Genomic DNA, 20,851 nt, shown 5'->3' with positions numbered 1-20,851 from the left:
GGCCGGTCACACGCTGAGCGCGGTCACCAGACCGATTCCGGCGCCGAGCGCGATCACGAAAAGGCCGGCGAGGCCGAGCCAGCCGACCTGATTCACCTTCGCCGCCGTGCGTTGCGCGGGTTTCAGCGCCACCGCGGGCAGCCACACCACCGAGAGCGCGCCGAGCGCACCGAACAGCAGACCGCCCAGGTGCGCCCACAGCGAGATGCCCGGGAGGCTCCACGAGATGACGACGTTCAAGCCGATCACCACCAACAGCGAGGTGGTCGGCAGCTTCATGCGGACGACCACCACCAGCAGGGCGCCCATCAAGCCGTAGACCGCGCCGGAGGCGCCTGCGGCGAGGCTCGGCTCGTGCTGCAGGGCGAGCACCGCGGCGCTACCGCCGACCAGACTGGTGAGGTAGATCGTCAGATACCGGGCCGGGCCGAAGAGGCGTTCCAGGTCGCGGCCGATGATGTACAGCGACACCATGTTGACCAGGACGTGGGTCACCGACCAATGCAGGAAACCCGAGGTCAGCAGACGCCAGTACTGGTAGTCGAGGTAGAAGCCGGTCGGCAGCATGCCGTCGGCCATGATCATCGACTGGGTCAGATCAGTGCCGCCGGCCTGCACCAAGCAGGCGAGGAACAGCACCAGGTTGATGCCGATCAGCGCGTAGGTGACGTACGGCGTCGCCGTGCGGCGGTCTTCGGTCTCCACCGGGCTGGCCGTGCCGACGCGGGCTGAACCCGCCTCCTCGGCGATGCAGTCGACGCAATGCTGGCCCACCGGGGCGGGCCGTAGACACTCCGGACAAGCCGACCGCCCGCACCGCGTACACGAGAGCGCGGTGGGGCGGTCGGGATGCCTATAGCAATACTGCTGCACTTCTCAGCTGAGTTCGATGCTCTCGATGACCACGTCGTCCACGGGACGATCGGCGCGATCGGTAGCGGTGGCTCCGATGGCATCGACGACGGCACGCGACGCGGCGTCGGTGACCTCACCGAAGATGCTGTGGCGACGGTTCAGGTGCGGCGTCGGGGCCACGGTGATGAAGAACTGCGAGCCGTTGGTGCCCGGTCCGGCATTGGCCATCGCCAGCAGGTAGGGACGATCGAACTGCAGGTCGGGGTGGAACTCGTCGTCGAACTTGTAGCCGGGGCCGCCGCGACCGGTGCCGGTCGGGTCGCCGCCCTGCAGCATGAAGCCGTCGATCACGCGGTGGAAGATGCTGCCGTCGTAGAACGGGCCGCTGTCACCGCCCTTGGCGTTGGCCGTGGAGTAGTCGCGCGAGCCGTCGGCCAGGCCGACGAAGTTGGCGACCGTCTTGGGCGCATGGTTCGGGAACAGTTCAATGATGATGTCGCCGCGATTGGTGTGCAGGGTCGCGGTCTTCTTCTCTTCGCTCACCCTTTCCATCCAACCACGTCAAGTGGCTCCGGGCCCGGTGACCTGGCACGCTGGAAGCATGTCGATCAAAGCCGCAGGCATTGCCGCGTCCGCCGTTGCCGCCGTCCTGACCGTGATCGTGCTGGCCGCGCGCCGGGCGCGCACCGTGCATCCGCCGGTGGCCGCTGCGCCGCCGCGGATCGAGGACGTGCGCTGAGTATCGCGGGAGAAAGTGGGGCCGACGGCGCCGAGCGGGTAGTTTAGTTTCGTGGCACCCGAAGAGTCTCGCGATTCCGCGGCAGGTCCGACGCCGAGTGCGGCCGGTCCCGCCGGCTTTACGCCTCCTCCCGGTTCTCCCGGACAGACACCACCGCGTCCTCCAGCCCCTGCCGGTTCCCCGGCCGCCGGCGGACCGACCACGTCGAGTCCGACCCCTCCCGCATCACCTGCGCAGAGTTCCTCGAGCGCGCCGCGACCGCCGAACCCGCATCGCAAGCTGCAGCTGCCCCCCCCGGATCCCGCCGCATCCGGTCACGGCCCTCGGCACCGCATCCCCGGTACGCCGCAGCCCGCAGGCCCGTCCCCGGCAGCACAGGCGCCGTCGCAGCAGTCTGCTGCGCCGCAGGCCCCGGCACCGCGGCCGTCGGGACCGTCATCGAGCGCCCCCATGCCGAACACCCCAGCGCCTAACACCCCAGCGCCGGGACCGCGGGCGCCGGGACCTCAAGCACCCGGTTCCCCGCCGTCGGCCCAGCGCGGCCCGGCCGCAGGTGCCCATTCTCCCGCTGGTCAGGCAGCCATCGCTCAGGCGCCGGGTGGTCAGACGCCTCCGGGTGCCGGTCGGCCGTCGAACCCGGCCGGACCCGCCCAGGACGGCGGCCCGCAGCCGGGTCAGTCCCCCCGTTATCCGGTGCAGAGCGGTCCGGTCACGCCGGAGCCCCGACCGAGCACACCGCCCACACCCGAATCCGCACCCCCGCGCGCATACTCGGCACTGCCACCGCAGGGCGCACCCGGACCGCAGAGCACCTCGGTGCTGAATCCGGCCGCACCCGCCGAGAAGACCACGAGCTACTCGGCCGACCGCACCACCGAGCCCGCGAGCAAATCCCCCGATGCTGCAGAAGGGAAGGCGCCCGTGACGCCCCCGGCCTCCACCTCCTCGGCGACGGCTGCCACCGGCAGCAGCGGGAAGCTGAGCGTGTCGGCGATCGTCGGCTTCGTGCTTTCCGGCCTGGGCTTTTTCTTGATCACCGTGCCGTTCGGTATCTGGCTGGGCTACCGCGGCCGTTCGGAGACCGCGGACGACCGTCTCGAGGGCGGACCGTTCGCCCGATGGGCGATCGTCCTGGGCTGGCTGTGGGTGGCGTTCTGGTTGCTGGCCTTGCTGTCGTACCTGTGGATTCTGCTCTGACGTCAGCGTGAACCTGTCCGCGAACCGGGACTAAAGTCCCGTACGATCGATCACATGCTCAGACGCGCACTGGTGATCGCCGTTACTGCTCTCGCGACCATGACCGCGGTGATCGTCGGAAGCGGGGCTCCCGCGACCGCGGCGCCCGGATGCGCCGGTGTTCAGGTGGTCTTCGCACGCGGAACCGCCGAGATGGCACCGCCGATCGGCATCACCGGGCTGTCGTTCAACCAGGCACTCGACGACAGAGTGCACGGGAAGTCCGTTCGCACCTCGGCGGTGAACTATCCCGCGAGCAGTAACTTCTCCGACCGGTTGGGGTTCGCCCACAACGTCGTCGACGGCATCAAGGATGCGCAGCGCCAGATCAAGTCGATCGCTCGCCGCTGCCCGAACACCGACATCGTGCTCGGCGGATATTCGCAGGGTGCGGTGGTCGCCACCTACGCCGTGGCCGACCGCATCAATATCCCCGCCAAGTACTTCCGTTACCGCTCCTACGCACCCGAGCCGCTCGGCGCCGAGTACTCCAAGCACATCTCCGCGGTGGTGCTGTTCGGTACGCCGTCGTCCCATTGGATCCGCCAGGTCGGCGCACCCGGTATGAAGGTCGGCGCGGCCTATCGCGGCAAGACCGTGCGGTATTGCGTCGCCGGCGACAACGTCTGCGACGGCAGCCCCGTCGGCGGACCGACCGCGCAGCACGTCCTGTACTCGGTGAACGGCGACACCATTCGAGCCGCCGACTTTGTGGCCCGCCGCGTCCACTGACCCGGCGGTACTCGCCATCTCCTGCCGCGTGACCTCGCCGCCCGGGCTGTTTGTCGCATAAGGTCGACCACATGGTTATGGCTGATCGTGAAGGTGTGAAGACCGCGTCGAAGCCGATTGCGGCACTGACGGTGATCGGCATGGCCGACACCATGCTCAACGGGCTGGCGCGCGTGCCGTTCCAGAAGCCGCTGAGCGGCCCGGGCGGCGTTCTCGACAACATCGGTCAGGCGGTGACCCGCCAGACCATCCGATCGTTCCTCGGCTACTCGGTGAGTCTGCCGATCGAGGAGTTCCGGTCGATGGAGAAGATCCTCGACAACATCTGCAAGACGATCCTTCCCCCGATCGTCGGCGCGGCCGGTGGCGTCGAGATCGAGGCCGGCGTCGTCGGCGGCCAGGAAGGCTTCTGGTGCCGGGAGAAGCCGGCCGTCGCCGCGCACGAGGACCCGCCCAAGGCGCACGACAAGACCATCCTGTACCTGCACGGCGGTGGCTACTTCGGTACCACGCCGTCGATGTACACGGCGTTCGCTGCCGCCCTCGTTCGACTGTCCGGCTGCCAGATCTTCATCCCCGACTACCGGATGTCGCCGGAGTTCCCGTTCCCGGCGGCCCTGCACGACGCCGCCGACGCCTACCGCGGCCTCCTCGAGATGGGCATCGGTGCCGACGACATCATCGTGGCCGGTGACTCGGGCGGCGGCGGACTGTCGACGTCACTAATCGTGTACCTGCAGGAGCAGGGCCTCCAGAAGCCCGCCGGTCTCGCACTCTTCTCCCCCGAGGTGGACCTGGACCTCAACCAGGAATCGGTGATAGAGAACTCGCAATCGGACGTGCTCCCGTGGAACATCCCGGTGACCGCCTACCTGCGCGGCATCCAGCCGAACGACGGCCGTGTCTCGGTGGTGTACACCCAGCCGAAACCCGAGTGGTTCCCGCCCACCTTCGTCGCGTGGGGCGACAAGGAGATGTTCCGCGACGGGATCCGCGAGTTCTGCGACAAACTTCGCGACGGCGGCGTCCGCCTGCGAGCGATGGAGCAGCCGGGCATGTTCCACGTCTTCCCGATCCTGATGCCGTGGGCGGAGGCCTCGAAGGACGTGTTCCGCGCCATCGCCGAGCTCGCCGAATCGGAAGGCGTGACCCACAACTACGCGAACACCCCGGACGGGCTCCAGGACTTCAACGGACCAACCGACTCCACTCCTCCACCCGTCGCCCCGGTTGCCTCCGTGGCCTCCGTCGCTTCTGCTACGGATGAGCCGGAGAGCGATCAGCCCGGCCTCGTCGGCCTGTCCTGACTCCCTCCGGCCCGGCTCGACCCGGCCGTCGGTAGAACAACGGCGTCCTGGCGTCCACCAATGCGTATATGCCATCGGTGGGCGTCAGGACGCCGTTGTTTTACCAACCGTCGAGAATCGCGATCCTCTGGGTGTCTGCGGCAGAGGAAAAACCCGGCAAGCGAACGGGCGCTTACCGGGTCTGACGGGAATCTCTCTTTGTGGAGCCTAGGAGATTCGAACTCCTGACATCTGCCTTGCAAAGGCAGCGCTCTACCAACTGAGCTAAGGCCCCGTACCGGCCGGGGCCGGTGGGTCAAGGTGGTGGGCCTAGGAGGACTTGAACCTCCGACCTCTTCGTTATCAGCGAAGCGCTCTAACCGCCTGAGCTATAGGCCCTTGAACCGAAATGGAACATTACCCGACGGATCTTGATCAACCAAAACGGCTGGTCAGCGACGTAAATCCGCGTGCTACCGGGGTCAGTCCAAATCAGCCAAAGTGATCTCGAATCCACCGACGACGTCGGCGCAGACGTTGTAGACGTAGGCCAGGATGGTCGCCAGCGCGGTCATCACGATCGCGGCGAACACACCGAACAGCGCCGAGAAGCCGAAGACCTGCCCGGAGGAGATCAGGTTGGCGCTGTCGCTGGTGCCGTCAGCGCTCACCAGGGTGCCGAACGAGCTGTTGATCTGATCCCAGATCCCCATGCCCGACAGCACGCCGTAGAGCACGGCGATCGCGATCATCCAGATCAGGAAGCCGGCCACGGCGAGCACGCCGGTCACCTTGAAGATCGACCACGGATCCACGCGCCGCACCTGCACCGCCGCGCGCATCGGGGTGCCGATGGTGGCAGCGGCCGAGATCCGGCGCACCGAGGCGCGGTCGACGGCGTCGCTCTTGCCCGCCTCGCCGGCCGGTTCGCGTCGTGCAGGCTCGTTGACCGCCGGACCCGCGGGGGCCGACTTCTTCGGACCTGCCGCGGGCGGCACCGGAGCGGCCGCTGCCGGACCGGTGGCACCCGTCGCCGTCGGTGTCTTCGGGCCCGGTGGCTTCGGACCTTGCGGACCGCCCTGCGGCGGCCTCGGAGGCTCCGGCTGGGGCCGCGACGGCCCCGCCGGCGGGCGGCTGCGGGCGGCGGCCGGAACAGCCGTCGTCGGGGCTCCGGGGCCTCCTCCGGCTGCTGCGCGGGCACGGCGCGCGTCGGCGTGCTCGACGGCGAACCCTCGCCGGGAGCGTTGGTGCGCGGCGGCGGGCCGAGCGGTGCCGACGACTGTCCGGGTCCCGCTGCTGCGGCCTTGGCGACGTCGCCGGCCGTCAAACCGGTCGCGGCGGTCGTCTCCCCGCGCTTCCACGGCGGCGGCACGGCACCGCGCTCGGAAGCGGAGTCCTCGGGCTGATTGCCTTTGGTCACAAACCTGTCCTCACTGCTGGGTTGGTGACAACCCTACGACTCATCGAGCGATTACTGCGGTTCCGCCGCGGGCTCGTCGTCCGGCTCGTCGGCATTGCGCGCGATCGCCAGCAGACTGTCGCCGTCGCCCAGATTCATCAGGCGCACGCCCTTGGTCTGACGTCCGGCCTTGCGCACCTGCTTGGCCATCGTGCGGATCACGCCGCCACCGGAGGTGATCGCATACACCTCGCTGTCGAGGTCGACGATGATGGCGCCGACCAGTTCGCCGCGCTTCGGGTCGTACTGAATGGTCAGCACGCCCTTGCCGCCGCGACCCTGCGCCGTGTACTCGGCGATCTCGGTGCGCTTCGCGTAGCCGCCGGAGGTGGCGACCAGCAGGAACGTGTCGTCCTGCACCACGTTCAGCGACAGCAGTTCGTCGTCGTCGTTGAACCGCATGCCCTGCACGCCGGAGGTCTGACGACCCATCGGACGCAGCGTCTCGTCGTCGGCGTGGAACCGGATCGACTGGCCCTTCTTGGAGACCAGCAGCAGATCGTCGTCGGCCGCGCACAGCTGCGCGCCGACCAGTTCGTCGTCGCCGCGGAGGTTGATCGCCGCGATGCCGCCGGCACGGTTGGAGTCGAAGGCCTCCAGCGCCGACTTCTTGACCAGACCGTTGCGGGTGGCCAGCACCAGGTACGGGGCATCGGTGTAGCCGCTGATGCGGATCACCTGCGCGATGCGCTCCTCCGGCTGGAAGGCCAGCAGGTTCGCCACGTGCTGACCGCGGGCGGTGCGGTTGGCCTCGGGCAGCTCGTACGCCTTGGCCCGGTAGACGCGACCCTTGGTGGTGAAGAACAGCAGCCAGTCGTGGGTGCTGGTGACGAAGAAGTGGGCGACGATGTCGTCCTGCTTCAGACCCGCGCCCTGCACACCCTTGCCGCCGCGCTTCTGGCTGCGGTACAGGTCGGTCTTGGTGCGCTTGGCGTAGCCGGTCTCGGTGATCGTGACGACGACGTCCTCGCGCGCGATCAGATCCTCGTCGGCAACGTCGCCTTCGGCGGCGATGATCTTGGTGCGGCGCTCATCGCCGTACTTGTCGACCACTTCCTTGAGCTCATCGCGCACGATGGAACGCTGACGCTCCGGGCTCGCCAGGATGTCCTTCAGGTCGGCGATCTCGCGCTCGATCTCGGCGAGCTCGTCGATGATCTTCTGGCGTTCCAGGGCCGACAGGCGACGCAGCTGCATCGCGAGGATCGCGTCAGCCTGGATCTCGTCGATGTCGAGCAGGTCCATCAGGCCCGAGCGCGCGGCGTCGGTGTTGGCCGACGCACGGATCAGCGCGATGACCTCGTCGAGGGCGTCCAACGCCTTCACCAGACCGCGCAGGATGTGCGCGCGCTCCTCCGCCTTGCGCAGCCGGTATCGGGTGCGACGCACGATGACGTCGATCTGGTGGGCGACGTAGAAGCGGATCATCTGATCCAGGCGCAGCGTGCGCGGCACGCCGTCGACGATCGACAGCATGTTGGCGCCGAAGTTCGTCTGCAGCTGGGTGTGCTTGTAGAGGTTGTTGAGCACCACGCGAGCGACGGCGTCGCGGCGCAGGGTGATCGCGATCTTCAGGCCGGCGCGATCGGACGACAGGTCGTCGATCTTGCTGATGCCCTTGAGGCGGCCGTCGTTGATCTGCTCGCCGATGTTGTGGATCAGGTTGTCGATGTTCACCTGATACGGCAGCTCGGTGACGATCAGCTGCGTGCCACCGGTCTTGGTCTCTTCGATGTCGACGACGCTGCGCATGCGGATGCTGCCGCGACCGGTGGTGTAGGCGTCCTTGATGCCCTGACCGCCGACGATCAAACCCGCGGTCGGGAAGTCCGGCCCCTTGACCGCGGCCATGCAGGCCTCGAGGGTGGTTTCCTCATCCGCATCCGGATTCTCCAACGCCCAGAACACCGCGTCGGCCACCTCGTTGAGGTTGTGCGGCGGAATGTTGGTGGCCATACCGACGGCGATACCGCCGGAACCGTTGATCAGCAGGTTGGGGATGCGCGACGGCAGCACCGTCGGCTCCTCGGTCTTGCCGTCGTAGTTGGGCGTGAAGTCGACGGTCTCCTCGGTGATGTCGCGCAGCATCTCCATGGCCAGCGGCGTCAGCCGAGCCTCGGTGTAGCGCATGGCGGCGGCGCCGTCGTTGCCGCGCGAGCCGAAGTTGCCCTGCCCGTCGATCAGCGGATAGCGCAGCGACCAGGGCTGAGCCAGACGCACCAGGGCGTCGTAGATCGAGCTGTCGCCGTGCGGGTGGTAGTTGCCCATGGTCTCCGAGACCGGGCGGGCCGACTTCACGTAACCGCGATCGGGGCGGAAACCGGCGTCGAAGGACGCGTACAGGAGACGACGATGCACGGGCTTGAGGCCGTCGCGCACCTCGGGCAGCGCACGGCCCACGATCACGCTCATCGCGTAGTCGATGTAGCTGCTCTGCATCTCCTGCCCGAGATCGACGGGCTCGATGCGGTCGTGGGTGACCGCCGCTGCGTCGTCCGGGACGTTGGTGTCGTCGCTCATGGGTTCACTTTCTGGTTTCGGCGGGCCGAACCGGCGGAGGCGAGGCGGTGCTCGACCTGCAACTCAGGTTCCGACGGGTTCGACCGGCGCGAGGATGGTGAGGGAGTCGCGAGGTGTCTCAGACGTCCAGGAAACGGACGTCCTTGGCGTTGCGAGCGATGAAGCCGCGACGTGCGGCGACGTCCTCGCCCATCAGGATGGAGAACAGTTCGTCGGCGGCGGCCGCGTCGTCGAGGGTGACCTGCTTGAGCACGCGGACCTCGGGATCCATGGTGGTCTCCCACAGCTCGCTGGCGTTCATCTCGCCCAGACCCTTGTAGCGCTGGATGCCGTCGTCCATGTTGATCTTCTTGCCTGCAGCCTTGCCGGCCTCGAGCAGGGCGTCCCGCTCGCGGTCGCTGTAGGCGAAGTCCGGGGCGGCACCCTTCTGCCACTTCAGCTTGTACAGCGGCGGCTGCGCCAGGAAGACGTGACCGTGTTCGATGAGCGGCCGCATGAAGCGGAACAGCAGGGTGAGCAGCAGCGTCGCGATGTGCTGGCCGTCGACGTCGGCGTCGGCCATCAGCACGATCTTGTGGTACCGCAGCTTGGCGATGTCGAACTCGTCGTGGATGCCGGTACCGAAGGCGGTGATGATCGACTGCACTTCGGCGTTCTTCAGCACGCGGTCGATGCGAGCCTTCTCGACGTTGATGATCTTGCCGCGCAGCGGGAGGATCGCCTGGTACATGGAGTCTCGGCCGGACTTGGCGCTGCCGCCTGCCGAGTCGCCCTCCACGATGTAGACCTCGCACTTGGTGGGGTCGTTGCTGCGGCAGTCGGCGAGCTTGCCGGGCAGACCGCCGATGTCGGTGGCGGTCTTGCGGCGGACCAGTTCGCGGGCACGACGGGCCGCCATCCGGGCCTGCGCCGAGTCGGCGGCCTTGCGGATGATGATCTTGGCTTCGGCCGGGTTGGCCTCGAACCAGTGGCCGAGATGCTCATTGCAGGCCTTCTGGACGAAGCCCTTGACCTCGGTGTTGCCGAGCTTGGTCTTGGTCTGACCCTCGAACTGGGGATCGCCGACCTTCACCGAGATCACCGCGGCGAGACCCTCGCGGATGTCGTCACCGGTGAGCTTGCCGTCCTTCTCCTTGATCAGCTTCTTGTCCAGCGCATACTTGTTGACCGTGCTGGTCAGCGCGGCGCGGAAGCCTTCTTCGTGGGTACCGCCCTCGATCGTGTTGATCGTGTTGGCAAAGGTGTGCACCGACTCGGAGTAGCCGGCATTCCACTGCATGGCGATCTCCACCTCGTGGCCTTCACCCTTGGCGCCGAAGCCCACGATGGTGCTGTGGATGGCGGTCTTGGTGCGGTTGAGGTGGCGGATGTAGTCGACCAGGCCGTCCGGGTAGTGGTAGGTCCGGGACTTCACCTTGGCGATGGCCGAGGCCTTCTCCTCCGACGACTTGATGCTGGCGTCGTCCTCTTCGGCCTCGGCGTCGTTGTCGGTGACCCGCTCATCGGTGAGGGTCATCGTCAGGCCCTTGTTGAGGAAGGCCATCTCCTGCAGACGACGGGCGACCGTCTCGGCGTGGAAGTCGGTGGTCTCGAAGATCTCCGGGTCCGGCCAGAACCGCACGGTGGTGCCGGTCTTGGTGCTGGCACCGACCTCGGTGAGGGGTCCCGGCTTGGCGTAGTCGTAGGTCTGCTGCCAGAGGCCGCCGTTGCGCGCGATCTCCAGCTCCACCTTGGTCGAGAGGGCGTTGACCACCGAGATACCGACGCCGTGCAGGCCGCCGGACACCGCGTAGGAGTCGGAGTCGAACTTTCCGCCCGCGTGCAGCTGGGTCATGATGACCTCCACTGCCGGCACGCCGGTCGCGTGCATGCCGACGGGCATGCCTCGACCGTCGTCGACCACCTCGACACCACCGTCGGCGGTGAGCGTCACGTCCACGCGCGTCGCGTGACCTGCCATCGCCTCGTCCACCGAGTTGTCGACGACTTCCCAGATCAGGTGGTGCAGACCCCGCTCACCGGTGGAACCGATGTACATACCGGGTCGTTTGCGGACGGCTTCGAGGCCCTCCAGGATGCTGATGGAGTCGGCGCCGTAATCGCCGGGGTTGCTCTTGCCAGTCTTCTTCGACTCGGATTTGCTGGTGTCGGCCACGGGACGCGTCCGCTCCTTCTCGTTGAGAACACTTGGAGCCAGTGTACTTCGTAGGCGTGCAGAACGTTGCTTCGCCACGTCCTCACGTCGCCGTAGATCGGCGAATCTCGGTCAACATGGGTCCGATTGTGTTCAGCCGAGTTCTATCGCGTCTCGACGCGCGCAGCGACGCGAAACGGATTTCCCGCGACCAGCGGGTTACCCGTAGGTGTCGCGGGGTCCTCGACCGGACACATGCAGCGGTCCCTTGCGCCACGACGGCGCCGCGGGTCCGGTGATCCGCAGGCTCTTGACCACACCGTGGCCGACGGCCGCGGCGATGCTGGCCAGGATCTGCGACTGCATGTAGCGGAGCTGGGTGGCCCATGCGGTCGACTCGGCGCGCACGTGCAGCACGCCGTCGGTGAGCGAGGTGGGTTCGGCGTGCGCGGCGATGTCCGCGCCGACCACCGCGGCCCAGGAACCGAAGACCGTGCCCTCGTTGATCTTCGACGACCAGCCCCGCGCTTGCGCCACCGCGCCGGTCAGACTGCCCAGCGTCTGCGGATCACGACTGTCCGGACCTGCGCCCGACCAGCGACGACGCTTACGATCCCGCCCACCGGTGCTACCGGAGCGAATCGGCCCGCTGCGTCCGCGGCCCACCTGTTTGCCCGCGGCCTGCGCCTCCGCACGCGCCTGCTCCAGCGCGCGCCGCGCCACCTCGTAGCCCGATGAGCGTTCGGCCTGATCGTCGTTCATCCCGCCTCCTCGCTTGCCCGCTCGTCGCCGATGATCGCCGAGCGACGCCCTGCATCGTCCTCCACGACACCGACAGAGATGCGACGTCCGGACAGCACCTGCGGGATGTCGGCGCCGACCGCGGCGGTGATCAGCAGCTGCTCCGCGTCGGCGGTGAACTCGGCCAGCTTCTCCCGTCGGGCGACGTCGAGTTCGGCGAAGACGTCGTCGAGCATGATCACCGGCTCCACTCCGTCGGCCCGCAGAATTTCGACGCACGCCAAGCGCAGTGCGAGCGCCATGGACCACGACTCCCCGTGGCTGGCGAACCCCTTGGCCGGCTCCTCGCCCAGGTGCAGGTAGAGGTCGTCGCGGTGCGGACCGATCAGGCAGACGCCCCGATCGATCTCTCGGCTACGCACCTCGCGGAGTCGATCGCCGAGGATCTCCCGGATGTCGGCCACCGTCTCCGCCCCGCCCGCGATCTCGTCCAAGTCCGGACCGGCCGCCGAGCGGTACGCGATGCCGGCCCGACGCGAATGCGGTGCGATCGACGCGTACGCCTGCTCCACCAGCGGATTCAGTGCGCGCACCACCGCCAACCGATCGGCGGTGACCTCCGCACCGAACTGCGCCAACTGCTCGTCCCACACGTCGAGCGTGCTCATCACCGAATCCGCCTCGGCCGAGGACCGACGCATCGCCGAGCCCGCGGTCTTGAGCAGCGCCGAGCGTTGCCGCAGCACCCGTTCGTAATCGGTGCGCGCCGCGGCCGCGATGGGTCGCAGCTGCACGGTGATCTCGTCGACGAAACGTCGTCGCTCCCCCGGCTCGCCGCGCACCAGAGCCAAGTCTTCCGGCGCGAACAGCACCGTGCGCAAGACACCGAGGACATCACGCGTGCGACGCACCGGTGCGGTGTTCAGGGTGGCCTTGTTGGCGCCCTTCTCCCGGATCGTCAGTTCGACGGTGAGCTCCCGGCCGTCGTTCTCGACGGTGGTCCGAATGCGCGCCGCCGCCGCCCCGGTCCGCACCAGCGGAGCATCCGAGGACACCCGGTGCGAGCGGAGCGTCGCGACGTAGAAGAGCGATTCGAGCAAGTTGGTCTTGCCGAAACCGTTGCGCCCCACCAGGATCGTGGGTTCTGGACGCAGCTCGAGATGCACCGTGTCCCACGACCGGTAGTCGGTCAGCGCGAGATCGCGGACGAACAAGAGGAGATCAGCCCGGCAGGCGCACCGGCATCAGCAGGTAGCTGAAGTCGCTCGCCGGTGCCAGGTAGGCGCCGCTCTCGTCGGCCACCGGCTCGTCCTCCGAACCCGGGCGCAGCACCGCCGGACGGATCGCCGCACGACGCTCACCGGAGCCGTCGGGCTCGGGGTTGGTGAAGCCGAACTGCACCGTCTTGGCACCGATCGCGGCCAGGCCGTCGAGCAGGTAGGTCGGGTTGAAGGCGATCAGGATGGGATCACCGTAGAACTGCACGTCGACCGACTCCTCGGCCTTGCCGGCCTCGTCGCCGCCGGCGGTCAGCAGCACCGAGTCGTTGGAGAAGTCCATGCGGATCTGGGCGCCGCGCTCGGCGACCAGCGAGACGCGCTTGATCGCTTCGATCAGCGCCGCGCTCTCGATCGAGGCCACCGAGGTGTGGCTGGCCGGGAAGAGCTGGCGGAACTTGGGGAACTCGGCGTCGAGCAGCCGGGTGGTGGTCTTCTTCGCGTTGCTCGTGATGCCGAGGATGCCCTCGGCGCCGATCGCGGTGCTCGACCCGAAGGCGAGGGCCACCGAGCCGGCGTGGTCCGCGCCGGCGGACTTGGCCGCGTCGGAGAGCGTCTTGGCCGGGACCAGGGCGGCGCCGGTGGCGCCGGCGTCCCGCGGGTGCCATTCGAGCTCGCGGACCGCGAGACGGAAACGGTCGGTGGCGGCCAGCACCACGCGGTCGCCGTCGATCTCCATGCGGACGCCGGTCAGCATCGGCAGGGTGTCGTCCCGGCCGGCCGCGACGGCCACCTGCGAGACGGCCTCGGCGAAGAGATCACCGGACACGGTGCCGGTCTCTTCGGGCACGTCGGGAAGTTCGGGGTAGTCCTCGACCGGCATGGTCGGCAGCGAGAACTTGGAGCTGCCGCAGGCGATCGCGACGCGGGCGCCGTCGATCGTCACGTCGACCGGCTTGTTCGGCAGTGCCTTGGTGATCTCGGCGAGCAGGCGACCGGAGACCAGCGCGGTACCGATCTCGGCGACCTCCGCGGAGATCACCTCGGAGGCGGAGACCTCGTAGTCGAATCCGGAGACGCGCAGACCGTCCTCGCCGGCGGTCAGGACCACGCAGCCGAGCACCGGGACCGGGGGACGGGACGGCAGGCTGCGGGCAACCCAGGTGACGGCATCGGCGAACTCGTCGCGCACGACACGGAACTTCATCTGCTCTGATTGCCCTTCTCGACGAACCGACCGCGAGCGAACTCGGGTCAGGCGACGGGTGGTCGCCGAATCCCACTGTAGAGCCCGGCGGACGGATCTTGTGACTCAGATCGGGAAGCGACTTGGCCGACCCTGGCGTGTCGCGAGCCGAGTGGCGTTGTGGGTGTGTATCCCCAAGCTTGTTTTAAAAAGAAGATCTTTAGAGACAAAATACTTGTAGTAATAAGTCCTGTGGAACCTGTGGAAATCAGCTGTCGATGCAGGTGAACACACATTTTCTGATGTGGACCGTCAGTGGACGACGGCGGTGGACAACTCCCGATGCCTGTGGAAGACCCTGTGTATCCCCAGCCGTCCAGATGCGGTCCACAGGTTCGGGGGCAGTTGTCCGCAGGCTTTCCACAGGCCGTGGGAGAACTGCGACCTGGGATTTCGCCGACTGCGGCCGCACGCGCCGATGGGCGCGGCGGCCGCAGTCACGACGAATCACAACCCTGCAGGAGTACTTGAGACTCAGCTGCGAGTCTTCTGCTTGATACGAGCAGTGAGCTGCTGAACGTCGTTGTAAACGTCCTGGTCGGAGCCGATCGTGTTGCGGATCTTCCGATCGGCGTGGATCACGGTCGAGTGATCGCGGTTGAACGCCTCACCGATCTGCGGCAGGGAGAGGTCGGTGAGTTCGCGGCACAGGTACATGGAGATGTGCCGGTAGCCCACGAGCGGCCGACTCTTACTGGTGCCGATCAGATCGTCGACGCTGATGCCGTAGTAGTCCGCCGCGATCGCGATGATTCCGGCCGCACTGATGTCGGTCACGCCCGACTCCGGGATGAACTGCTTGAGCACCATCTCGGCCAGCGACAGATCCAGGGCGGTGTTCTGCAGCGAGGAGAACGCGGTGACGCGGATCAGGGCGCCTTCGAGCTCGCGGATGTTCCGTTCCACGCGGGAAGCGATGAGCTCGAGCACCTCATCCGGCACGTCGAGCTGGTCGCTGAGCGCCTTCTTCCGCAGGATCGCGATGCGGGTCTCCAGGTCGGGCGGCTGGACATCGGTGATCAGGCCCCACTCGAAGCGGGTCCGCAGCCGATCCTCCAGCGTTGCGAGCTTGCTCGGCGGACGGTCCGAGGAGATGACGATCTGCTTGTTCGAATTGTGCAGCGTGTTGAAGGTATGGAAGAACTCCTCCTGGATACCTTCCTTGCCCTCGAGGAACTGGATGTCGTCGACCAGCAGCATGTCCACTTCGCGGTAGCGCGTCTTGAACGCCTGCTGACGGTCGTCACGCAGCGAGTTGATGAAGTCGTTGGTGAACTCCTCGGTGGAGACGTACTTGACGCGCATGCCCGGGAACAGTCGTTGCGCGTAGTGGCCCGCGGCGTGCAGCAGGTGGGTCTTCCCCAGTCCCGACTCGCCCCAGATGAACAGCGGGTTGTAGGCGCGAGCAGGGGCTTCGGCCACGGCGACGGCCGAAGCGTGGGCGAACCGGTTCGACGCGCCGATGACGAACGTGTCGAAGGTGTACTTCGGGTGCAGCGTGACCGTGCTGTCGGAGGGCGCGGTGGTGTCGCGATCCTCGAAGTAGGCGGCCCAGTCGCGGGTGCCGCCGGAATCCTGCGTCGGCACGGCGCGCACGGGGGCCTCCGGCTCGGGAGCCGCCGGCGCTGCAGGTCGGGCGGTCGCGGCACCGGTATCGACGGCGGGCTCGACGACCAGGGGGGCGGCGGGCGGCTCGTCCTGGTGTTCGGCGATGCGGACCGCCACTTCCACCGGCTGCCCGAGGTGACGGCTCAGCGAATCGCTGATGGTGTCGCGCAGGTTTCGCTCGATCTGTTCCTGGATCAGTGCATTCGGTGCGGTGAGCAGTGCGAATCCGGAGGTGAAGGTCAACGGTCGGACGTTCGAGAGCCACGCTTTCTGCATGCGGCTCAGCGGCTGGGTGTCCGGTGCGAGGTCGTTGTGCAGTTCGTCGACCACGCGACTCCAGATCGCGCTGAACGAGCCATGTTCGTCGGCCACCGATGTCCTCCTAGATGTTTGAGCTTCGACGTGGATCGTCGCCTCGATCGAGAGGGACATCCACAACGCACTTCCACAGGGCGTCGACAACCGCTGGGTCCGAAACCTGCACCTGCCGACGAACTGTCCACAATGTTATCCACAAGTGTGGAACTCGGGTGACACGATTTCCACAGGCGACGGGAGCGATTGTGTCGTCTGCCGGGTGAAGCGAGCAGAATAGCCGACGCGACGGTGCTCGTTTGATTTGGACACGCACCCTGAGTAGTCTCGACTGGTCGCCCGAGCATGGGCTGAATCGAACCTGGCCGGGCCGGGTTCGGCGCGGTCTGCGCCGCTGGAACCATGCGGGCCGTAGACCACAGTTGTAACGAGACCGAGGAGTTCCCATGGCTAAGGGGAAGCGCACTTTCCAGCCCAACAACCGTCGTCGTGCCCGTGTGCACGGCTTCCGTCTGCGTATGCGGACGCGCGCCGGCCGCGCCATCGTCACCGGCCGTCGTCGCAAGGGCCGCGCCAAGCTCACCGCCTGAGCTGGTCGAGAGTCGGGTCGACCCCTCCGGTGTCTGCTGACTCAACGCGACTGCAGCGCAGTTCCGATTTCACCCGCACACTCGATAAGGGCGTGCGGGTTTCGGCGCGTGATCTGACGATCAACGTACTCCCGCTGCCGGCCCGCTGGCCCGACTCCACCGATGCTCGCAGCGACGTGGCCGTCTTCGGCGGACCGCGGCTCGGGCTCATCGTCTCCAAGAAGGTCGGCAACGCGGTGACGCGGCATGCGGTGGCTCGACGCCTCCGGCACGCGTTCGCGCAGTCGCGGAGCGCACTGGGCTCCTCCGAGGCCTACGTGGTGGTTCGCGCGCGCCCGAGCGCAGCAGCGTGCTCCTCGACAGACTTCGAACGCCAGCTCCGGCGCGGTTTCGAGCATCGCAAGGTGGCGACCGCGGTCGCGGCGGCCGAATCGGTGCACTGATGACGTCCTTCGGCGCGAAGCTCTACGCCTTTCCGCGACAAGCGCTCATCTTCGTCATCGAGCTGTACCGCACGTGGGTCTCCCCGATGCGGATGCCGACCTGCCGATTCGAGCCGACCTGCAGCACCTACGCCGTTGAAGCCCTGCAGAAGCGCGGTTTCGTGTACGGCTCGCTGCTGTCGATCTGGCGACTTCTCAAATGTGGACCGTGGCACAAGCCCGGTTACGACCCGGTACCCGAACGACGCCCACGCCGTCGTGACCGGGATGCCCAGACTTCCCATACCAATGGCTCCACCTCAGACGGTGGGCAAGCTATGTCAGATAGGGGTCAGTGAGCCGTGCTCAACTTCATCTACTACCCGGTGTCCTGGATCATGTGGGTCTGGCACTGGGTGTTCGACAAGCTCACCCCAGACAGCCCCGGGTGGTCGGGCCTCGCGTGGGCGCTCTCGGTGGTCTTCCTGGTCTTCACCCTGCGCGCCATCCTGTACAAGCCCTTCGTCAAGCAGATTCGCACGACGAAGAAGATGCAGGAAATCAATCCTCAGATGCAGGCGATCCGCAAGAAGTACAAAAACGATCGCGTGAAGATGACCGAGGAGATGCAGAAGCTCCAGAAGGAGCACGGCTTCAACCCGCTCCTCGGCTGCCTGCCGATGCTCCTGCAGATCCCGGTGTTCATCGGTCTGTTCCACGTGCTGCGCTCGTTCAACCGGATGGGCACCGGCATGGGCCAGGAAGGCCTGAGCGCGGAGGCCACCCGCTCGCTGGGCAACTACGCCTTCAGCCCGGAGCAGGTGGAGAACTTCCTCGACTCGCGGCTGTTCGGCGTGCCGCTGTCGTCGTTCATCACCCAGCCCACCACTGAGTTCGCCGCGTTCCTGCAGCCCGGTGCACCCCTGGACTTCACCCGCTGGCAGATCGCCGCGGTGGTGGTGCCGCTGATGATCGTCGCCTCGTTCGCCACGCACATGAACTCACGCGCTTCGGTCGCCCGCCAGACTCCGGAAGCCCTGGAGAACCCGCAGACCCGCATCATGAACCGGCTGTCGCTGTGGATCTTCCCGCTCGGCATTCTCGTCACCGGTCCGTTCTTCCCCGTCGCCATCCTGCTCTACTGGGTGGCGAACAATGGGTGGACCTACGTGCAGCAGCACATCGTGTTCGGACGCATCGCGAAGGAAGAAGACCACGCGAAGGCGATCCGCGAGGAGAAGCGTCGCGCCTCCGCTCCCCGACCGGGCGAGCGTCCCCTGCCGGGCAACTTCGCCCCGGGCAAGGCCATGGATCGCGGCTACCTGGCCCTCGCGGAAGGCCGCGTCGGCGACGCCATCGGCGAGTTCCGCAAGGTGACCCGCTACGGCCAGCGCAACACCGAATGGGCCTACAAGGGCCGCAACGGTCTGGTGCAGGCCGCCGACGAACTGGTGCGCCTGTCCGACGACGCGGAGCTTCGTGCGTCCCTGGCCTTCCAGTGGACCGACGCCGCTCGTAAGGAAGCCACCGCTGAGGACGCCGAGATGGGCGCTCTCGATGCCTACCTGACCCTGCGTCGCCAGCAGCTTCTCGCTTGGCTGAACGACGGACACGATGCCCGTCTGAACACCGTGATGCGGGAGGACAACGGCATTCTGACCGCGTACGAAGAGTCGTGGGAGAAGGCGAACGAGAACGCACCGGTGCCCGAGCTGAGTCGGGACCGGAAGGCCGACTGGGCGCGCATGGTGTCGATCGCGATGTTCCGCGCGGGCAAGTACGACGACGCTCGCATCTACGCCCGCCAGGCCGCGGCGATCTACGACCGGATCATCGAGCAGGCCGAAGCGGCCGGCCCCGAGGCGCAGGTGGATGTGGCCGGCTACAAGCGGGAACTGGCGCAGGTGAAGCTGATCGCCGCCGCCCCGTCGGATGGCACGTGGAAGCAGGCCTCGGTGCCCGCCGCGGAGAAGAACACCCGGGAACTGGAAGGCCGCGAAGGCGTCTCGCTGCTGGGTGAGTCGGCCGGGGTCGACCCCGAGCACGTGGCGGCCGCGCAGGCCTGGCACGAGGCAGCCGTCGCCGCGCACGGCAAGAAGGTCGGCGGTTCGGGCGCGATTTCGGACACTGCGTCGGCGCTGAGCGACTCGGTGCTGAAGCCCGGCGAGGCCGGGCCGCAGTCGCGGACCGAGGCCGAACGTCGAGTGCCCGAAACCGCAGTGGTGCGGGAGAACACGGCACCGGCGAAGCCGAAGCAGCAGGGTGCCCCGGGACACAAGCCGGGCCAGCGCAAGGGCAACAAGGGCAAGAAGAACCGCCGCGGCGGTCGCTAGCCCGCCCGCCATTGAACTTCTCGTGAATCAAGTGAGGTACTGAAATGACTGAGCAAGCAACACCGGCACAGGTCGACGACGAGACCATCGTCGACGACGCTGTGGTGGAGTCCCCCGCCGTGGACGATGCCGCGGTGGACTCCCCCGCCCAGAACGACGCGGTGGATTCTGACGATGACGATGATGAGGACCGGTTGGTCGAGGAAGGCGAGATCGCCGGCGATTACCTCGAGCAGCTCCTCGATGTGCTGGACTTCGACGGTGACATCGACCTCGACGTCGATGGCGACCGTGCGATCGTCAGCATCGACGGCGGCGAAGATCTCGATCAGTTGGTGGGGCGCAAGGGTGAGATCCTGGATGCGCTCCAGGAACTCACGCGTCTCGCCGTCCAGCAGGCTACCGGCGACCGCAGCCGACTGATGCTCGACATCGCCCGGTGGCGAGCCACCCGTCGTGAGCGTCTGGCCGCACTCGGCACCGAAGTCGCCGAACGCGTCCGGGATTCCGGCGAGCGCGAGTCGCTGGATCCGATGACTCCGTTCGAGCGGAAGATCGTGCACGACGCGGTCGCCGCCGTCGACGGCGTCTACAGCGAGAGCGAGGGCGCCGAGCCCAAGCGTCGCGTCGTGGTCCTGAAGGGCTGACCGCACGCGTTCCAGTTTCCCCGGGCTCGGCCCGAGAGCGACTCACAGGATCGCCGCAATTCCCTCGACGAGGGTTGCGGCGATTTTGTCGTTTCAGGGGTGGTGTTGGTGCGTTGCGTATCAACGCGTCACGTGACGTTCTGACTCTGGTGTCCGCGTGTGGATGAATTACATCGCTGATATTCCGATGTTTCGCGTGAAGCACTCGTGCCCCGCAGGCTGAGCTTCACTCGCGGGGTGAGCTTGTCGAAGCCTCCGCGGCGCGGCCGATGAGACGCACGCCGCCGAGGTGCTCGCTCTCGCCCGCCGGCGCGCCCCTCGCCATCCCGTCTACGAAACGCGAGTCATGGAGGAACTGCCGTCGGGCGATCTCTCTAGCTGATTGCGCGCTCGGGGTTGCTGGGCCGGATGGCGGGCTACCCACTCCCCTCGCCCGTCGAGTGGCGGTCGATGTCGCGCCTCGAGTGTGCTCGCGAGTTTCACGTGAAACGGGGCTGATGCCTCTGTTTGCTTGGTCGCCGCGCCGCCATGTCGCGAGGGATCAGTCAACGACGGCGGCTGCTTTCAGGCGGGGCAGTTCTTGTCAGGTGCGGCTTATGGGTAGACGAGCTACTGAGTTTCACGTGGAACAGGATGGGAAGGTGTTTCTCGAGGTCTTGCCGGACGGCTTGCCGGGGCGGTGGGTGTGCGTCGGCAGTTCCAGGCGGCGTGGATCGATCGGGTCTTGCATGGGGTGGTGGATGTGCGGTGGGCCCGGAGGGTGCGCGGTGT

At 67.1% G+C, this 20,851-nt stretch carries 18 protein-coding genes, 2 tRNA genes and 1 pseudogene; 10 read left to right on the top strand and 11 right to left on the bottom strand.

Going from position 1 to position 20,851, the window contains the following annotated elements:
• Positions 1-6: 6 nt before the first annotated feature.
• Complete coding sequence (locus MUG78_RS06060; protein ID WP_246993173.1) at positions 7-774, bottom strand: rhomboid family intramembrane serine protease; 768 nt, start codon at positions 772-774, stop codon at positions 7-9.
• Between the two features lie 102 nt (positions 775-876).
• Positions 877-1,407: a peptidylprolyl isomerase gene (locus MUG78_RS06055; RefSeq protein ID WP_246993170.1), complete on the bottom strand. Its 531-nt coding sequence runs from the start codon at positions 1,405-1,407 to the stop codon at positions 877-879.
• Positions 1,408-1,456: 49 nt separating this feature from the next.
• On the opposite strand from MUG78_RS06055, the gene MUG78_RS06050 reads away from it, so the two are divergent.
• The 4 genes from MUG78_RS06050 (at position 1,457) to MUG78_RS06035 (ending at position 4,869) form a co-directional block, all read left to right on the top strand.
• Positions 1,457-1,594: a hypothetical protein gene (locus MUG78_RS06050; RefSeq protein WP_246993167.1), complete on the top strand. Its 138-nt coding sequence runs from the start codon at positions 1,457-1,459 to the stop codon at positions 1,592-1,594.
• An 816-nt stretch (positions 1,595-2,410) separates the two neighbouring features.
• Positions 2,411-2,791, top strand: coding sequence for a DUF4190 domain-containing protein (locus MUG78_RS06045; protein WP_246993164.1), 381 nt, complete (start codon positions 2,411-2,413; stop codon positions 2,789-2,791).
• 54 nt (positions 2,792-2,845) lie between these two features.
• Positions 2,846-3,562, top strand: coding sequence for a cutinase family protein (locus MUG78_RS06040; protein WP_246993161.1), 717 nt, complete (start codon positions 2,846-2,848; stop codon positions 3,560-3,562).
• A 71-nt stretch (positions 3,563-3,633) separates the two neighbouring features.
• Entirely contained in the window at positions 3,634-4,869 is a 1,236-nt protein-coding gene (locus tag MUG78_RS06035; protein ID WP_246993158.1) for an alpha/beta hydrolase, read from the top strand.
• Between the two features lie 201 nt (positions 4,870-5,070).
• Here MUG78_RS06035 and MUG78_RS06030 read toward each other — a convergent pair.
• The 3 genes from MUG78_RS06030 to MUG78_RS06020 form a co-directional block, all read right to left on the bottom strand.
• A tRNA-Ala gene (locus MUG78_RS06030) sits at positions 5,071-5,143 on the bottom strand.
• A 27-nt stretch (positions 5,144-5,170) separates the two neighbouring features.
• A tRNA-Ile gene (locus tag MUG78_RS06025) sits at positions 5,171-5,247 on the bottom strand.
• A gap of 83 nt (positions 5,248-5,330) precedes the next feature.
• Positions 5,331-5,846: a DUF3566 domain-containing protein gene (locus MUG78_RS06020; protein ID WP_246993155.1), complete on the bottom strand. Its 516-nt coding sequence runs from the start codon at positions 5,844-5,846 to the stop codon at positions 5,331-5,333.
• A gap of 216 nt (positions 5,847-6,062) precedes the next feature.
• On the opposite strand from MUG78_RS06020, the gene MUG78_RS06015 reads away from it, so the two are divergent.
• A complete protein-coding gene (locus MUG78_RS06015) occupies positions 6,063-6,254 on the top strand; it encodes a hypothetical protein (protein ID WP_246993152.1) in 192 nt (63 codons plus the stop codon).
• Positions 6,255-6,319: 65 nt separating this feature from the next.
• Here the strand turns inward: MUG78_RS06015 and gyrA are convergent, their stop codons facing one another.
• The 6 genes from gyrA to dnaA form a co-directional block, all read right to left on the bottom strand.
• On the bottom strand, positions 6,320-8,827 hold the full coding sequence (gene gyrA, locus MUG78_RS06010) for a DNA gyrase subunit A (RefSeq protein WP_246993149.1): 2,508 nt from the start codon (positions 8,825-8,827) through the stop codon (positions 6,320-6,322).
• Between the two features lie 118 nt (positions 8,828-8,945).
• Positions 8,946-10,982, bottom strand: a complete 2,037-nt coding sequence (gene gyrB, locus MUG78_RS06005) for a DNA topoisomerase (ATP-hydrolyzing) subunit B (RefSeq protein WP_308221336.1) — start codon at positions 10,980-10,982, stop codon at positions 8,946-8,948.
• 198 nt (positions 10,983-11,180) lie between these two features.
• Positions 11,181-11,723: a DUF721 family protein gene (locus tag MUG78_RS06000; protein WP_246993146.1), complete on the bottom strand. Its 543-nt coding sequence runs from the start codon at positions 11,721-11,723 to the stop codon at positions 11,181-11,183.
• The gene (recF, locus tag MUG78_RS05995; RefSeq protein WP_246993143.1) at positions 11,720-12,916 is read right to left on the bottom strand and encodes a DNA replication/repair protein RecF; all 1,197 of its coding nucleotides are present in this window, start codon (positions 12,914-12,916) and stop codon (positions 11,720-11,722) included. Before recF ends, MUG78_RS06000 begins: the two co-directional genes overlap by 4 nt.
• 7 nt (positions 12,917-12,923) lie before the next feature.
• Positions 12,924-14,126, bottom strand: coding sequence for a DNA polymerase III subunit beta (gene dnaN / locus MUG78_RS05990; RefSeq protein WP_246993141.1), 1,203 nt, complete (start codon positions 14,124-14,126; stop codon positions 12,924-12,926).
• Positions 14,127-14,639: 513 nt separating this feature from the next.
• Complete coding sequence (dnaA, locus tag MUG78_RS05985; protein ID WP_246993137.1) at positions 14,640-16,145, bottom strand: chromosomal replication initiator protein DnaA; 1,506 nt, start codon at positions 16,143-16,145, stop codon at positions 14,640-14,642.
• Between the two features lie 389 nt (positions 16,146-16,534).
• Between dnaA and rpmH the strand changes: the two genes are divergently transcribed.
• The 5 genes and pseudogenes from rpmH (at position 16,535) to MUG78_RS05960 (ending at position 20,080) form a co-directional block, all read left to right on the top strand.
• Complete coding sequence (rpmH, locus tag MUG78_RS05980) at positions 16,535-16,678, top strand: 50S ribosomal protein L34 (protein WP_246993135.1); 144 nt, start codon at positions 16,535-16,537, stop codon at positions 16,676-16,678.
• A 29-nt stretch (positions 16,679-16,707) separates the two neighbouring features.
• Positions 16,708-17,121 (top strand): ribonuclease P protein component, encoded by a 414-nt coding sequence (gene rnpA / locus MUG78_RS05975; RefSeq protein WP_246993132.1) that lies wholly within the window; start codon positions 16,708-16,710, stop codon positions 17,119-17,121.
• On the top strand, positions 17,121-17,459 hold the full coding sequence (gene yidD / locus MUG78_RS05970; protein ID WP_246993129.1) for a membrane protein insertion efficiency factor YidD: 339 nt from the start codon (positions 17,121-17,123) through the stop codon (positions 17,457-17,459). The genes rnpA and yidD overlap by 1 nt, the downstream gene beginning before the upstream one ends.
• Before the next feature lie 3 nt (positions 17,460-17,462).
• Positions 17,463-18,377: pseudogene (gene yidC / locus MUG78_RS05965) on the top strand (membrane protein insertase YidC); the annotation flags it as partial.
• Between the two features lie 1,100 nt (positions 18,378-19,477).
• The gene (locus tag MUG78_RS05960) at positions 19,478-20,080 is read left to right on the top strand and encodes a Jag family protein (protein ID WP_246993127.1); all 603 of its coding nucleotides are present in this window, start codon (positions 19,478-19,480) and stop codon (positions 20,078-20,080) included.
• Positions 20,081-20,851 lie beyond the last annotated feature (771 nt).

The organism is Gordonia alkaliphila (assembly GCF_023017165.1).
Classification (GTDB): Bacteria; Actinomycetota; Actinomycetes; order Mycobacteriales; family Mycobacteriaceae; genus Gordonia; species Gordonia alkaliphila.
This window is presented reverse-complemented; position numbering and strand designations above follow the sequence as displayed.

What these genes read in the sequence shown, in the direction of transcription:
- MUG78_RS06055 (WP_246993170.1), bottom strand. Translation starts at nt 1,407, where the DNA reads ATGGAAAGGGTGAGCGAAGAGAAGAAGACCGCGACCCTGCACACCAAT.
- MUG78_RS06050 (WP_246993167.1), top strand. Translation starts at nt 1,457, where the DNA reads ATGTCGATCAAAGCCGCAGGCATTGCCGCGTCCGCCGTTGCCGCCGTC.
- MUG78_RS06040 (WP_246993161.1), top strand. Translation starts at nt 2,846, where the DNA reads ATGCTCAGACGCGCACTGGTGATCGCCGTTACTGCTCTCGCGACCATG.
- MUG78_RS06035 (WP_246993158.1), top strand. Translation starts at nt 3,634, where the DNA reads ATGGTTATGGCTGATCGTGAAGGTGTGAAGACCGCGTCGAAGCCGATT.
- gyrA (WP_246993149.1), bottom strand. Translation starts at nt 8,827, where the DNA reads ATGAGCGACGACACCAACGTCCCGGACGACGCAGCGGCGGTCACCCAC.
- MUG78_RS06000 (WP_246993146.1), bottom strand. Translation starts at nt 11,723, where the DNA reads ATGAACGACGATCAGGCCGAACGCTCATCGGGCTACGAGGTGGCGCGG.
- dnaN (WP_246993141.1), bottom strand. Translation starts at nt 14,126, where the DNA reads ATGAAGTTCCGTGTCGTGCGCGACGAGTTCGCCGATGCCGTCACCTGG.
- rpmH (WP_246993135.1), top strand. Translation starts at nt 16,535, where the DNA reads ATGGCTAAGGGGAAGCGCACTTTCCAGCCCAACAACCGTCGTCGTGCC.
- yidD (WP_246993129.1), top strand. Translation starts at nt 17,121, where the DNA reads ATGACGTCCTTCGGCGCGAAGCTCTACGCCTTTCCGCGACAAGCGCTC.
- MUG78_RS05960 (WP_246993127.1), top strand. Translation starts at nt 19,478, where the DNA reads ATGACTGAGCAAGCAACACCGGCACAGGTCGACGACGAGACCATCGTC.